Genomic DNA, 15,228 nt, shown 5'->3' with positions numbered 1-15,228 from the left:
TCGATAAAGCTATTAAAACAAACAATGCTGAAGCGAATCTTAAGAAATATGAATATTTATTAATCTTTGACAATTAACTTAGTGGTACGACTCTTAGCACCTCTTCTAATGTCGTTACCCCTTCAAGGACTTTTCGAGCACCCGCAATACGCAACGGTTCTACACCTTCTTTTTTTGCGTGAGCACGTAATTCATCTAAATTAAGATTAGCACTGATTTTTTGTTTTGTTTCTAGAGACACAGGCATAAATTCATATATACCCACCCGCCCCTTATACCCTGTGTGACGACAATGTTCACAACCTTTGGCATGATACACTTGAGCAGGCATCTTCACTAAATACCCATAGGTCAGATGCTCCCATTCTTGAGCATTAATTTCCCGTTTTTCTTTACAATGAGAACATAATTTTCTGACTAACCTTTGCGCCAATACCCCTAAGATTGTTGCCGCTGTTAAAAATGGCTGCACCCCTAGATCATGTAAACGAGTCAAGCTTGAAGGTGCATCGTTTGTATGAAGTGTTGAAAGTACGAGATGACCTGTTAACGCAGCTTGAATCGCCATATTCGCTGTATCTTGGTCTCGGATTTCCCCTACCATGATAATGTCTGGATCTTGGCGCATGAGGGCACGTACACCATCGGCAAAATGAAGATCAATTGCAGGGTTTACCTGCATCTGATTAAAGCTCGGCTCTATCATCTCGATAGGATCTTCAATCGTACAAACATTTAATTGCTCAGTCGCAAGTTGTTTCATTGATGAATACAGGGTTGTGGTTTTACCTGAACCAGTTGGACCTGTCACTAAAATGATGCCGTGACTATTTTTGGTAATGGCATTCCATTGCTCTAGCAGTTTTCCTTCAAAACCCAGTTGTTGGAAACTCCTCACTAATACTTCAGGATCAAAAATTCGCATTACCATTTTTTCGCCTGCTGCAGTAGGCAGAGTTGATAAACGCAGTTCAGTTTCTTGACCCTTAGGTGTACGCGTTTTTAAACGCCCATCCTGAGGACGTCGTTTTTCTGCAACGTTCATACGACCCAGAATTTTAATACGAGAAATTACTGCCGTGAGTGTATTGCTAGGCATGTTATAAATCGTATGCAGCACACCATCGATACGGAATCTAACACGTCCTTTCTCCGCACGAGGCTCAAGATGAATATCACTCGCACCCTGTTCAAAGGCAAATTGAAGCAACCAGTCGACTAATTTTACGATGTGCTGATCGTTGGCATCAGGATTTTGACTATCACCCAATTGTAAAAGGGATTCAACACCTCGGCTCTGTCGGTCGTAAGCTCCTGAATATTGAGAGGAGTTTACTGCTCGGCTCACTTGATAATATTCAATCAAGTAACGTTGTAACTGCTCTGGATTCAATAAAACCTTAACAATTTTTTTAGGACTTAAGCTCTTTTCTAAATTCTTGACCCAATCATCCAAGAATGGTTGATCTGTACCAATTAAGATCTGATCAGGATGCACTTCCACAGCAAGAATTTTATTTTTGAATGCATATTCTTGTGACATGACCTGAGTCAGTGCTGCAACATCTGCTTTAAGCGGGTCGATCACATAATATTGGAGTTGTGTTTTTAATGCTAACCACTCACATAAGCGTTGCAATGTTAACTTATGTTGAGGTTGAACTTGATCTACCAATTCAAAATGAGCAATCCACTGCAATGGATGCCATTTAAATTGATCTTTTTGGCGGTGTCGGGTTTGTATGAGCAACTTATCTCGCTCTAAAATACGACCATCTTTTAGTAGTTGTTCTAAACACCATGTTGTATCAATTTCAAAATTAAAATTCATTCAAATTGCCCCATTCCTTGAGCCCAACTATAGCAAATTCTTTATTCAACATTAGCCTTTAGCCTATTCAGAATTTACAATTAAATTCATTAGATCAAATTCAGCTTTAAATACATCAGTCCAACAATTTATTCGTTTGCACAAAGTTCCAGTGCAACGATCTCAACCTCAGTATCCACTTTAAATTTGACATTTAAGAGGCCGAAACTTAGCCCATAAATTCGCTCAGGATCATTTTGATAAGATGGTCTTGGATCAAATGACAAAACTTGCTCCAATTCCTTGATTAAACTTTCAGCGACACATTGTTGATCCAACAGTTGATTTCGCTGAATTTCAGCAGTTTTTGACCAAACAACTTTTTTTTGAATTGGCTTATCCTGTGCATAACCGCTCGTCGCCTCAACCACGGCATCAGAATATTGAATATATGGTTTGATATCGATAACGGGTGTTCCATCTAGTAAATCACTGCCAGACACATACAATCTCAAAGAATCACCTTCTTTAAAAAGTTTTTTGAATTGTACGACTGACATACCGATAGGTGCTGGACGGTACATGCTTCTTGTCGCAAAGACCCCCATTTTTTTATTTCCACCTAAACGTGGTGGTCTGACTTGAGGCTTAAATTTTTGATTATTCTGATTTTTATTATCGTGAAACTGCCAAATCAGCCATAAGTGACTGAAATCATGTATACCTTCAAAAGCCAATTCATCATTATATGGCGCCAATAGTTCAATATAACTTTCAACATTTACTAAATTTGGCTGACGTGGAATACCAAACTTTTCTTTGTAGGGAGATCTCATTATACCAATCACAGGTAAAGTCAGCTCATTCATAATCACTTTTTTTGATAAGCTCAATTAAATATATTCAGTTTATCGAGAATGGTTTTAGTTTAGAATAGCAAGCTGTTCTAATTTGATAATTTATTGAGACCTTTAATGGCTGCTTTTAACGTCGAAAAGATTACTCACGTACACCACTGGAATGACACATTATTCAGTTTTAAAACGACTCGCGATACAGCATTGCGTTTTAAAAATGGTCAATTTGTGATGATTGGTTTAGAAGTCAATGGCAAGCCTTTAATGCGTGCGTATTCGATTGCTAGCGCGAACTATGAAGAAGAACTTGAGTTTTTCTCTATTAAAGTTCCAGATGGTCCTTTGACATCAATCCTACAAAAAGTAAAAGTTGGTGATGAAATTTTAGTTTCTAAAAAACCGACTGGTACACTTGTTCTTGATGATTTAAATCCTGGTAAAAATTTGTATCTTTTATCATCAGGTACTGGTTTAGCTCCTTTCCTTTCAACTATCCGTGATCCAGAAACTTATGAGCGTTTTGAGAAAATCATCGTTGTACACGGTACACGCTATATCTCAGAATTGGCGTATCAAGACCTTATTCAAAATGAAATTCCAAACCATGAGTTCTTTGGGGAACTTGGTGCGAAAGAAAAGTTAATTTATTACCCAACAGTTACACGTGAAGACTTTCATACTCAAGGTCGTGTTACAACTGCGATTGAAACTGGTGCTCTTTTCGAGAAAATCGGCTTACCTCGTTTTAATCCTGAAACTGACCGTGCAATGTTATGTGGTTCTCCTGCATTCCTCGACGATGTAGCTGCACTTCTTGATCAACATGGCTTAAAAGAATCTCCACGTATGGGTGTTCTTGGTGATTATGTGATTGAACGTGCTTTTGTTGAAAAATAAAAACTTGTACATTAAAAACCGAGCTTTTTTGCTCGGTTTTTTTATGGAGTGTTTTATTTTCCTATTATTTAAATCGATTTTATCTTGATTTAACTCTGTAGTAACTTTATTCAGCAATGCTGAACTAGAAGCAATATCGTCATTTCAGATATTCAACATGCACAGTAATCACTAACACTTAGTTTCTAATGTATTAACTTTAATACTAGTAAACAATAGGGTTCTTTCATAAATCATTTTTTAATCAGTTCTAAATTATAAATCCCTGTGATTAAACTGAATCTTAATCCCAATCTTTTGCCTCGATTACGATATCGCTCAGCAAGGATTTTGAAGGTCTGCAAAGTCCCAAATACATGCTCAATCCCAATTCTTCTTTTATTGATTTCTTGATTGTAAACTTTTAGCTCAGGTTCTAGTTTACAGTGCTTTTTTTGCTTTTAATGGCAATAGACTATTTGGATACACCGTATAAATCCCTTGATAGCCTTTATCTGCAAGGATAAAAGACCCTTTACGAATTTGATTCAGGTTACGTTTGAAGAGCTCGAAATCATGTACTGCACCACGACTCGTACATAAACTCAGAATTTGCTGAGTCTTATAGTGGATGATGGCTTGTACTTTGAAAGTATGTGCCTTCTTCTTGCCACTATAGCTTTTCTTCTGTTTTTTTAGGTATTTGTATTGGAATTTCTGTGGCATCTACGATCACCACATTCCAGTCGATACCTTCGCCTTCAGGCAAACTCTTGGGTAAATTAAATAGATTGGACTTGATCAGGCAATTCTCTACGTGGCGGACGATTCTTGAAGCACTAGGCTCTGACACACCAAAGCTTGTTGCAACATGGAATAAGGTTCTGTATTCACGCCAATAACTTAAGCACAGAAGGATTTGATCTTCTACACTTAACTTAGATGGTCTACCTTTAGCAGGTACAAGCATTTTTAGCTGTTCAGTCATTAAATCAAAGGTTGACCATGAGATACCTGTATATCGCTTAAACTGTGTTTCAGAAAGCTTCTTTGAGTCGATGTATTTCGTTCGCAAATTATGCATGAAGATTTAAAATTATTCGGTACAAATAGTCAGCAAGGGATAGATCTTTTTTTGATTTATGAAAGAGATCTAATAGAGCTATTATTTTCTAATAATATATTTTCCCAATAATTTATTGAATCCTTATCTTTTTTATTAAGACTTTCATAACCCTTACTCATTTTAATTTTTTTATTTTTAGAATTAAATTTGTATTATCCCTCTTTGATAATAATTCATTTAAAAGCAACAAACCACCACCATTATACTCTAAATTTTTTGAGCCCAATATTATTATTGAATAGTAAAAATCATCTTGGTCTTTTTGATTTTTTCTTTCAATTTCTAATGACTGCTTTTCTAACCCACCAAATAAATAAAAATCTTTAAGGAAAAAAGACATTAAAACTTTAGATGACTCTAATTGAAACCTCGAATCAATCGATTTAAATTTATATAATAAAGCTAAATATAATATCAATATAGCCAAAATTAATACAAAAAAAATGTAAGAAATTTTTTTTAAAATCATAACATATTCCATTCTAATTTATTTAACATGTAATATTCCATAAAGTTTAAGCTGTCTATTCTTTCTGTACCATTTATCCTCATACTCAATCGTTGAAGTCGATGTTTTGTCAAGCATTTCCTTTAATTTACCCCAACTCTCTCTCCCTTGTTGATCAAAACTACTGATTGTTACACAACCATGACTAACAGTACCCGGATGAAGGCGAAAACCGAATCGTTTATTACCATATTGGTCTATAGTCTCATCATCTATTTTTTCATCAATTTTTAATAACCCGTACCAATGATTATTATTCGGTCTGTCTGGATTAGGATATTCCGTTATATAATATGATCCTGGTGGTATTGGTTTTTCGTAATTATTTCCATTAGCGTTAAATACTCCCTCTTGACTAATATGACCACCAGTGAAAGCACCTATCCTCATTGATTCTTTCGTATCAACATCTGTAATAATCATTGTATTATTTTTACTACTAAATCCTATTCCAACTTGCAACCCCTTTGGATCGACCCACTGATTCGGATCATTTACATAAGCCGAAGTATTAATACCCCCCAGTAGTCCAATCGGGTCTTTTGATATATAACGTGCACTATTAATATCTGTAACGGTTGTAATGTAATCCTGTTTCCTCATCGTAATATTGCCCTTGGAAACGGATATCACTTTGTTCTAATGGGTTCTCTTGGTGCTTCACTTTGATCTGTTGTGTTTGTCCCCATGTATTCAGTGTTAACTCCCAAATACATTCGCCTTGTTCATTACTTAAGGATTGAGGTGTTCCTACTTGGTCACAGTAGTAAAACGCAATTCGTTCTAACTCTGCTCTATTTTTTCTTGTGTCTGTTCGCCAAACAGGGTCTTTATGAATTGAGTATGACTCTGTTTTAAATCTTTCTTAATTCGATGTTTCTATCAGTTGGATAAAAAAGTGTTGATACCCTGCTTTAAATAGCGTTACAAAGCTATTCGGCTCATAGATATAGTGTTTGGTATAGCTTTGCTTGCTTTGTTCTGTGTTGTTTTTATCTAATGAGTGCTCGGTTATATGCAGGCCAATTGGTTGTGCGGTAGATTTTGTGTGTAAACTTCTTCATTTGAAAATTATATGGCTGAAGAAGCCCTTAAGAATAGCTTTGTGCAACAAAGCCATAAACACAATAAAAATTCTAGCCTACTATTTCATTTTTTTAAAATACAATATCAATAGGCTTTAAATTTACTAATTTTGATTTAAAACATCTAGTCTTTCTAAGTTTTCTTTAGCTAATAAAAATCCATTACTCAACGAGAGTTTATACCAATATTTAGCTTTAACCATATTTTTTTCGACACCTTCTCCATGCTCATACATCCAAGCTAAATTATTTTGTGCTAATGAATCATTCATATTAGCAGCCAGTTGAAAATAATGGAACGCCTTATTATTATCTTTCCGAATTATCTTTCCATCGTAATATTGTACTCCAAGCTCAGTAATTGATGGCAAGAAATGGTTTTCAACTGAAAACTCTAAGTTTTCCAACATTTTATTACTATTATTTTGATCTCTATAAATTAAAGCCAATTTATAAGCCCCTAAACTATCTCCCAAGTTTTTGGCAGACAAAAACCACTTCTTAGCTTTTTCAACCTCATTTTTTTCTAGATACAAAAAACCTAAGGAATAATGTGCCGGCGAAAAACAATATTTAGCTGACTCTATTAAAAAAATCTCAGCCTTTTCATAATCTACTAGAACATTATTCCCAACCAAATAAGAATAACCATAATAATAACTTTTATAAAAATTATCATTCATTTTGTTAATATTATATTTAACTTTCTTATTATTTCCCTGTAAATTATATAAACTATTCTCCATAACTTTATCCGCTATCGAATAATCAATATCAATACAGTTTGCATATACAAAAAAAAGGGGAAAATAAAAATATAAACAAAAATTTAATCAAAGATCACCTCAACATAACAAATATAGAAATTAAAAACATGACCAAAAATACTATTTGCACTATATAAAAAAATTTTATTTTTTCACTATAATAACCACCACCCCCTCCTTTAAATAAAATTTTTTTTATATATACAATATGATTTATACTTTTTAAGTTAAAATCAATATAACTTTCAACCTCTCCTTTTTCTAAAAGATATTTATACAAATAAAACCGAACCAAACAAAAACTTATTATAAAAAAAAGCAAACTCAAAATAAAAATTAAAACAATTAAACCATCAGTCATTATCTTAGCCCCCCGAAATCTAAAGGTTTTGTTGGAAGCATTCTTTGATTTTGCCTAATTTGATCATAATCAATTTTTGTTTCAGGAGCCAAGGCATTTTTTGATCTTTTCTCCCCACTTACTCCACTTACAGCTGCTCCTAATCCCACACCCACTGAAGCATTTCCATAAATCCCTCCCCCCCTTGAATAACCAACACAAGTTTGTACTGCTAATCCTAGTCCTGCGCTAGCACACAATTCATAATATTTACCATCTGTTTGCGTACCCGCATTAATAACCTCTCTTGTTGAAGTAACTTCCAAAGCAACTCCGTATGCATTTCCGCCTCTAACATTATACTTCCCATTACCATCATAGCCTGCAGATGCTGTTACACCAACTAAAGCTGCAGCAGTAGCGTTTACATTCATACCAGTTAGTACCCTATCAGTCATTTGATATAGTTCTGGTGCATCCTTAAGTCTAGTTGGTATTTTTGCTCCAGGAATGCGTTCAACAAATGCCTCTCTCATAGCGCTACCAAGAGTTTCATCCAACCCCAGTGGATCTATCCACTGATTCGGATCACTTACATAAGCGAAGTTATTTAAACCACCTAATAGACTGATCGGATCTTTGCTTACATAGCGCGCACAAAATGGTTCGTAATATCTGTAACGGTTGTAATGTAATCCTGTTTTCTCATCGTAATATTGCCCTTGGAAACGGATATCACTTTGTTCTAATTGGTTCTCTTGGTGGTTCACTTTGATCTGTTGTGTTTGTCCCCATGTATTCAGCGTTAACTCCCAAATACATTCCCCTTGCTCATTACTTAAGGCTTGAGGTGTTCCCACTTGGTCACAGTGGTAAAACGTAATCCGTTCTAACTCTGCTCTATTCTTCCTTGTATCCGTTCGCCATACTGGGTCTTTATGGATTGAGTAGGGTTCTATTTTAAATCTTTCGTAATTCGGTGTTTCTATCAATTTAATGAAACTTTGATACCCTGCTTGTAATAGAGGTACAAAGCTATTTGGCTCATAAATATAGTGTTTGGTATAGCTTTGCTTGCCTTGTTCTATGTTGTTTTTATCGGTTGGATATAAACTGGTTTTTGATTCCCAGATCATTAAATCACAATCCCAACCAAATAAGGTCAGGCTGTTATTTGCTTTGTTGGCTTTATACAGGCGTCGCCCAAAGACATCGTAGCCGTATTCAGTGATTTGCCCGTTGTGGTCGCTTTCGATTAAGCGATTTAAGTTGTCCCACTTCAGTTTCAACTGTTGATCTGCCTGCTGGGTTTCAATCACATTACCTTGGGCATCGTATTTGTAGTGTTTGCCTTGATAGTGTTTCACCAAGTTGTTTTTGATTTCTGCACTTTGCGTTGCAACTGGATCTATTAAGTTGCCCGCTGGGTCAAAATGGTAACGTTCAGTTTGCTTTGAGCTTTGCGCTTGTATTAAGCGACCAATCTCATCGTATTGATAACTAAGTTTACCTTTTTGACTATCTTGAACTTGAGTCAACAAATAGTTGGCATCATAAGTGTATTGGCGTTGTGACTGATGTTGTGTTCTATTGGCTGTTTCTTGTTCTACATATATGCGCTGTGCAATCAGTAATCCAACGTCGTTGTATTGGTTGCTTTGGCTTAAACCATTGGCAAGGTAACGTTCTGTTTCTCGGTGTAGGTCATCACGTTTAAAACCAACCATGTCTTTTTTATTTAGGGCAATACCGTAGATATGTCCTGATCCATAAGTTAAGTGGCTAATTTCCTGACCATCCGGACGAACAGTTTTGATGAGATTGCCGAGTTCATCGTATTCATAGCGTAGTACTGCAGTCATTGGTTTCAGATTTGGCACTTGGTAGTGTTGGTGTTCTCTAACCAATTGTCCTATCGCATTATGGTAGAAGTCGTTTTGGCTCTGTTGGTTCTTTGCTTGAATTAACTGGCTATTCAGATTGTAAGTAAACTCTTCTGTTTGGTGTTGTTTGCTTTCGCGGTGGATGTAGGTTTTTGACGCAATTTGTCCGTCTTCATAGTAGCCAAATTGTGTGATGATATTCGGTTGTTGAATGTGGCTAAGTCGACCAAGCTCATCGTAACTATAGTGTTTTTCTTCACCATCAAAGGCTTGTTCTCGTGTGAGATAACCATAACTGTTGTATTCGAATACATATTCTGCATGGTTTTGGTGGAATATATTGATTCAAAAAAAATTCTAAAACATCATATACCTAAACTTTCATTTACTAATTTTATAAATAAAAGTTATTTTTTGAAAGCTATATTACTGAATAGACTAAAAAGAACCTAATTCTCCAACTTATTCAATCGCTGTCTTGCAGCTAAATTACCTTGATCTGCTGATTTCTTTATCCAGAATTTAGCTAATTCGATATCTTTTTTTACACCTAGTCCCTCAGCATACATACTGCCTATTAAATATTGACCATCAGGATCATCTTGTTCAGCTGCTAATTTAAACAAATCAAATGCCTTATGAATATTTTTTTCAATTCCATATCCATTTAAGTACATACTTCCTAGATTAACTTGTGCTACAGAATATCCCTGATTAGCTGATAATCTATACATTTCTACAGCCACTTCTAAATCTTTAGGAACTTGAATACCATCCCTATAATAGTTTGCAAGATTATTCAATGCTTTAGAATTATTTAACTGAGCTGATACAACATACCAATTTTTTGATTTTTCCAAATCTTGTAATTGTCCATATTCATTATTACTATAAATTACTCCTAAATTATATTGAGCATCAGAATCACCATTTTCAGCAGCTTTATTTAACCAAAATATAGCATCATTAATATTCCTCTTGAAATTATTATCTCCGTTTAAATATAAAACTCCTAAATTGTACTGGGCAACAGTATCACCACCTTCTGCTTTTTTAATAAGCACTTCATATTTCTGATTATCTTGTGTTATTTTAGAAGAATTATGACATGCCGTTATAAATAAAAGGCTTAAAAAAATTATAACACAACTTATTTTTTTCATACTTAACCTTCTACATTAGAGTTAGAATAAACCATGATTTACTAAATCCAAAGTATGATAACCCATTTTACTTGGAACTTCAGCTGGTCTAGGTATAGGTGGTAATTTTAGATCTGTTGTCGTTTGCTTGCCTTCTGACAACTTGACTCCAGCTACTTTACCAGCAATGGCTTTTTGTGTATAACCATATGTAGTTTGATCATCATTTATTCCACTACAATACTGCTTTTTGCCAGTGGCACCACACCCTTCATAATATTTACCATCTTGCCTTTCTCCCCAAACATATTTCTTGTCCTTCATTATTGCAGCTCCCCCATACAATCCAACACTTCTTTCCAAATTACTTTCTATGACTCCATCACCCTTATAGCTGGCACATCCCCCCCCCCCTACACCAGCTGCAACACTAGCACACATTGCTTTACCAGATGCAGCTTTCTCAATCAATGCGGTTACGTAATTTGGAGAAACTCCATTATTGGAATTTTTTCTATTTTTTTGATTTCTTTCATAAGTTCTTAGTGCATCATTTGCTCCTATTGAATGATTAAAACCATGATCGCTTTTTTGGAGTTGCAACCCCAGTGGATCGATCCACTGATTTGGATCACTCACATAAGCAAAGTTATTTAAACCACCTAATAGACCGATCGGATCTTTACTTATATACCGTGCACAAAATGGTTCGTAGTATCTGTAACGGTTGTAATGTAGTCCTGTTTCCTCATCATGATATTGCCCTTGGAAACGGGTATCACTTTGTTCTAATGGGTTCTCTTGGTTCTTTGTTTTGATCTGTTGTGTTTGTCCCCATGTATTCAGCGTTAACTCCCAAATACATTCGCCTTGTTCATTACTTAAGGCTTGAGGTGTTCCTACTTGGTCACAGTGGTAAAACGCAATCCGCTCTAACTCTGCTCTATTCTTTCTTGTATCTGTTCTCCATACTGGATCTTTATGGATGGAATACGGTTCCGTTTTAAATCTTTCGTAATTCGGTGTTTCTATCAATTTAATAAAACTTTGATAACCTGCTTGTAATAGCGGTACAAAGCTATTCGGCTCATAGATATAGTGTTTGGTATAACTTTGACTATTTTGTTCTGTGTTATTTTTATCTGTTAATTTTGAACTGGTTTTTGATTCCCAGATCATTAAATCCCCATCCCAACCAAATAAGGTCAGGCTGTTATTTGCTTTGTTGGCTTTATACAGGCGTCGCCCAAAGACATCGTAGCCATATTCAGTGATTTGCCCGTTGTGGTCGCTTTCGATTAAGCGATTTAAGTTGTCCCACTTCAGTTTCAACTGTTGGTCTGCCTGCTGGGTTTCAATCACATTACCTTGGGCATCGTATTTGTAGTGTTTGCCTTGATAGTATTTCACCAAGTTGTTTTTGATTTCTGCACTTTGCGTTGCAACTGGATCTATTAAGTTGCCCGCTGGGTCAAAATGGTAACGTTCAGTTTGCTTTGAGCTTTGCGCTTGTATTAAGCGACCAATCTCATCGTATTGATAACTAAGTTTACCTTTTTGACTATCTTGAACTTGAGTCAACAAATAGTTGGCATCATAAGTGTATTGGCGTTGTGACTGATGTTGTGTTCTATTGGCTGTTTCTTGTTCTACATATATGCGCTGTGCAATCAGTAATCCAACGTCGTTGTATTGGTTGCTTTGGCTTAAACCATTGGCAAGGTAACGTTCTGTTTCTCGGTGTAGGTCATCACGTTTAAAACCAACCATGTCTTTTTTATTTAGGGCAATACCGTAGATATGTCCTGATCCATAAGTTAAGTGGCTAATTTCCTGACCATCCGGACGAACAGTTTTGATGAGATTGCCGAGTTCATCGTATTCATAGCGTAGTACTGCAGTCATTGGTTTCAGATTTGGCACTTGGTAGTGTTGGTGTTCTCTAACCAATTGTCCTATCGCATTATGGTAGAAGTCGTTTTGGCTCTGTTGGTTCTTTGCTTGAATTAACTGGCTATTCAGATTGTAAGTAAACTCTTCTGTTTGGTGTTGTTTGCTTTCGCGGTGGATGTAGGTTTTTGACGCAATTTGTCCGTCTTCATAGTAGCCAAATTGTGTGATGATATTCGGTTGTTGAATGTGGCTAAGTCGACCAAGCTCATCGTAACTATAGTGTTTTTCTTCACCATCAAAGGCTTGTTCTCGTGTGAGATAACCATAACTGTTGTATTCGAATACATATTCTGCATGGTTTTGGTTGATAAGTTTCTGTACACGCCCTTGTTTATCCCACTGATAGGCAATTTGGTGTTTGTTGGCATCAAGGCGTTTTTCTAATAGACCCACTGCATTGTAGTGGTATTGAGTCACCTGTCCTTTGGTATCAATGTGTTTGAGAAGGCGTCCTTCTTGGTCATGTTCAAAGTGTTCTTTTTGTCCATCTGGATAGATGATGGATTTAAGTTGTCCTTTGTCTATACCTTGATCACTATAGATGTATTGCACACATGTTTGGTCTGCGGCTTGTTGTTGTTTAAGTTGTCCTTCTTCATCATATTGCCAAGCACTTTCTTTACCCGAACAATCGGTATATGACGTCATTTGCCCAAGGTCATTATACTGGATTTTTTTAGAGCCACCTTTGGCATCAGTAATTTCAATCAATTGACCTTCGGCATTGTATTTATATTGTGTTGTGTGACCCAATGGATTGATTTCTTTGGTCATCAAGCCATCTGCATTGTATTCGCGTTTCCAAATATGACCTTCAGGATCTTTTATTTCAGTTAGATTTTTATGTTCATCATAAGCAAATCGAATCACTCCGCCATTTGGTTGAATGATTTTAATCAGCAGACCTTCTTCATTGTATTGCTGTTGAGTTTCACGACCACTGTAATCAATCTCTCGAGTGATACGTTTATGTTGATCACGTGAATACCATTTTTCACGACCATCTGCTAATCGAATACGATAAGTAAAACCATCTAAATCAAAGTAGTAATAGGTCGGCACGTTGTAAGCATCATATACAGCGACTTGGCGCAGACGAGGATGCCATTTTAAAGTTGTTTTAAAGCTTCCATCATCCGCCCATTCTTCAATGGCTTTTGCATTTGGTTCATTCGAATCATAACGAATATTTTGACCACGACCTGATCGATCGGTATAACGTATTAATTGATGATACGCATTGTATGAATACTGACGAGCGTGACCATTCTCATCATATGCTTCTACTAAATTTCCGTTATGATCGTACCCATAACGAGCAAGTGGTTGTTCTTGATCATCCACAAAAATAGCAATAATTTTTGCTTGATCATTGTAAGCAAATTTCAAAATTTGCTGAGTCTTCTTAAAATTAAAATGGACGGTTTGTAAATAAGCTTTGCCATTTAGCAAGATATAACGAAGATCGACTTGTTCTTGAGTTGATGAATTTCTCTCTTGCGTAAGCTGATAACTTTGACCTTGATCGAATGTACTAAATTGATAATCCCATTCTGTTCCAAAATTTAGGACTAATTCACCCTGTTCATTTAGATGTGTTGTAATACCTTGGAATGGAACTTCATAGGATTCACGCATAATGATCGATGGCAATTGTTGTTTTCTGCCTTTCGCATCAATAAACAAATAACCCTTTTCATTTGGAACAATCAAATTAGAAAAAGGCATTAACCAACGAGCACCCAAAGCACCGTTATCGAATTCCGCCATTTGGGAGTTATAAAGTCGATTGAATACTAATCCCAGCTTAGGTAGGCTGAAGTCTACATGGGAAACTCGTTCAGCACCTATAGAATAGCTAATACTATGAGCAGTATTGGTTTCAGCACTTGTTGTTGGTTCAGCTGGATTCAAACATGGAGGATCCATTAATGCATCTGCTTGCAAACTGACAAATTCAAGGATATCGCCATCAGTTTGACGCTCAAACTCACCAGTTTGATTAATCGGAACACTGGCATTTCCCTTATTTTGATGATCTTGAATAGCCTTAAGTGTTTGTTGAATGAGCCAACCAAGACTGTATTGCAAGCTTGGGTTTGTCTGATTCTGCAAATCGTTACTAATCGAAGTAATCGCCTCTACAAGTAAATTTTCAAAATGACTCGGAGTTGATTCAATTTTAGGCGTTAAATCTGCTCGAGGCTCAACACTGAGTAAATCTATTAATGGTATTGCCCAATTTTGAAATTGTAAATTTGGATCTCTTTTTTCAGCTGATGCGCTCGATGTTATTTCCGTTACAACAGACGATGATGAAGATGATTGAAGAGATTTTAGAATCTGAACAGCCAAGGCATTTGCATTCGTTAATAAGTCCGCTAATTTAGCTTGTGTCTCTTTTAGATAGGTCTCTAAATTCCCTGCCATTCTTGCATTAAGATGTAATTCCATACGTCGAATGTCAGTTGACTTAATTTTACCATTTTCAGGATATAGACATTCAGCCATTAATCCTAAAATGGGACGTAAACCCATCCTTGCATGTGCTTCATGTTTAGGCTCTGCAAACAATCCAATTAAATTCGCACCAAGTAAAGCATTTCGTTGTATTGAAAGCACTTCTGTTTGAGGAGACATTGCATACAACAATAAATCAAGCACACTTCCACTTAAAGCATATATATTAGCTACAGTAGTTATATGGGCATTTGCTTTGACTTTAAGTAATGATGTTTGGCCACAGACCACAAGGAAATTTTCAATTTGATTAGCAATAACTTGTAAGTCAGCTAAACTACTCACACTGTCTAAATTAAATACAGCAAGTTCAACACTCGATTGTGCATTATTAGAAACTTGTTCGTTTTCAGTTGCCATG

The 15,228-nt window shown here is 36.0% G+C and carries 12 protein-coding genes and 2 pseudogenes; 1 reads left to right on the top strand and 13 read right to left on the bottom strand.

All coding sequences use genetic code 11. The annotated features are described in order from the left end of the window. Positions 1-73 precede the first annotated feature (73 nt). Positions 74-1,831, bottom strand: a complete 1,758-nt coding sequence (gene tfpB / locus AC1M83_RS06295; RefSeq protein WP_035267342.1) for a type IV pilus assembly ATPase TfpB — start codon at positions 1,829-1,831, stop codon at positions 74-76. 128 nt (positions 1,832-1,959) lie between these two features. After that, positions 1,960-2,679, bottom strand: a complete 720-nt coding sequence (gene tsaA / locus AC1M83_RS06290; protein WP_481590257.1) for a tRNA (N6-threonylcarbamoyladenosine(37)-N6)-methyltransferase TrmO — start codon at positions 2,677-2,679, stop codon at positions 1,960-1,962. A 105-nt stretch (positions 2,680-2,784) separates the two neighbouring features. Between tsaA and AC1M83_RS06285 the strand changes: the two genes are divergently transcribed. Next, the gene (locus AC1M83_RS06285) at positions 2,785-3,564 is read left to right on the top strand and encodes a ferredoxin--NADP reductase (protein WP_035267346.1); all 780 of its coding nucleotides are present in this window, start codon (positions 2,785-2,787) and stop codon (positions 3,562-3,564) included. A gap of 233 nt (positions 3,565-3,797) precedes the next feature. Here AC1M83_RS06285 and AC1M83_RS06280 read toward each other — a convergent pair whose 3' ends face one another. The 11 genes and pseudogenes from AC1M83_RS06280 to AC1M83_RS06230 all read right to left on the bottom strand — a co-directional run bounded on the left by AC1M83_RS06280 (position 3,798) and on the right by AC1M83_RS06230 (position 15,227). Continuing rightward, positions 3,798-3,908: a hypothetical protein gene (locus AC1M83_RS06280; protein ID WP_481590256.1), complete on the bottom strand. Its 111-nt coding sequence runs from the start codon at positions 3,906-3,908 to the stop codon at positions 3,798-3,800. Positions 3,909-3,984: 76 nt separating this feature from the next. Beyond that, the gene (locus AC1M83_RS06275) at positions 3,985-4,269 is read right to left on the bottom strand and encodes a transposase (RefSeq protein ID WP_481590255.1); all 285 of its coding nucleotides are present in this window, start codon (positions 4,267-4,269) and stop codon (positions 3,985-3,987) included. Next, the gene (locus tag AC1M83_RS06270; protein WP_481590254.1) at positions 4,217-4,627 is read right to left on the bottom strand and encodes a transposase family protein; all 411 of its coding nucleotides are present in this window, start codon (positions 4,625-4,627) and stop codon (positions 4,217-4,219) included. Before AC1M83_RS06270 ends, AC1M83_RS06275 begins: the two co-directional genes overlap by 53 nt. A 157-nt stretch (positions 4,628-4,784) precedes the next feature. After that, positions 4,785-5,138, bottom strand: coding sequence for a hypothetical protein (locus AC1M83_RS06265; RefSeq protein ID WP_481590253.1), 354 nt, complete (start codon positions 5,136-5,138; stop codon positions 4,785-4,787). Positions 5,139-5,156: 18 nt separating this feature from the next. Then, positions 5,157-5,567 carry a tlde1 domain-containing protein gene (locus tag AC1M83_RS06260; RefSeq protein WP_481590333.1) on the bottom strand — a complete coding sequence of 137 codons (411 nt, stop codon included), beginning with the start codon at positions 5,565-5,567 and terminating at the stop codon, positions 5,157-5,159. Between the two features lie 69 nt (positions 5,568-5,636). Beyond that, positions 5,637-6,159, bottom strand: a pseudogene (locus AC1M83_RS06255) (RHS repeat domain-containing protein); the annotation flags it as partial. Positions 6,160-6,366: 207 nt separating this feature from the next. After that, positions 6,367-7,008 (bottom strand): tetratricopeptide repeat protein, encoded by a 642-nt coding sequence (locus tag AC1M83_RS06250; protein ID WP_481590252.1) that lies wholly within the window; start codon positions 7,006-7,008, stop codon positions 6,367-6,369. 94 nt (positions 7,009-7,102) lie between these two features. Next, the gene (locus AC1M83_RS06245; RefSeq protein ID WP_481590251.1) at positions 7,103-7,390 is read right to left on the bottom strand and encodes a hypothetical protein; all 288 of its coding nucleotides are present in this window, start codon (positions 7,388-7,390) and stop codon (positions 7,103-7,105) included. After that, positions 7,390-9,591 (bottom strand): annotated as a pseudogene (locus AC1M83_RS06240) (RHS repeat-associated core domain-containing protein); the annotation flags it as partial. The pseudogene AC1M83_RS06240 and the gene AC1M83_RS06245, both read right to left, overlap by 1 nt. A gap of 110 nt (positions 9,592-9,701) precedes the next feature. After that, entirely contained in the window at positions 9,702-10,415 is a 714-nt protein-coding gene (locus AC1M83_RS06235; protein ID WP_092768994.1) for a tetratricopeptide repeat protein, read from the bottom strand. A gap of 21 nt (positions 10,416-10,436) precedes the next feature. Next, positions 10,437-15,227 (bottom strand): RHS repeat-associated core domain-containing protein, encoded by a 4,791-nt coding sequence (locus tag AC1M83_RS06230; protein WP_481590250.1) that lies wholly within the window; start codon positions 15,225-15,227, stop codon positions 10,437-10,439. Between the last annotated feature and the right edge of the window lies 1 nt (position 15,228).

This window comes from Acinetobacter sp. 25-47-130 (assembly GCF_056779705.1).
This window is presented reverse-complemented; position numbering and strand designations above follow the sequence as displayed.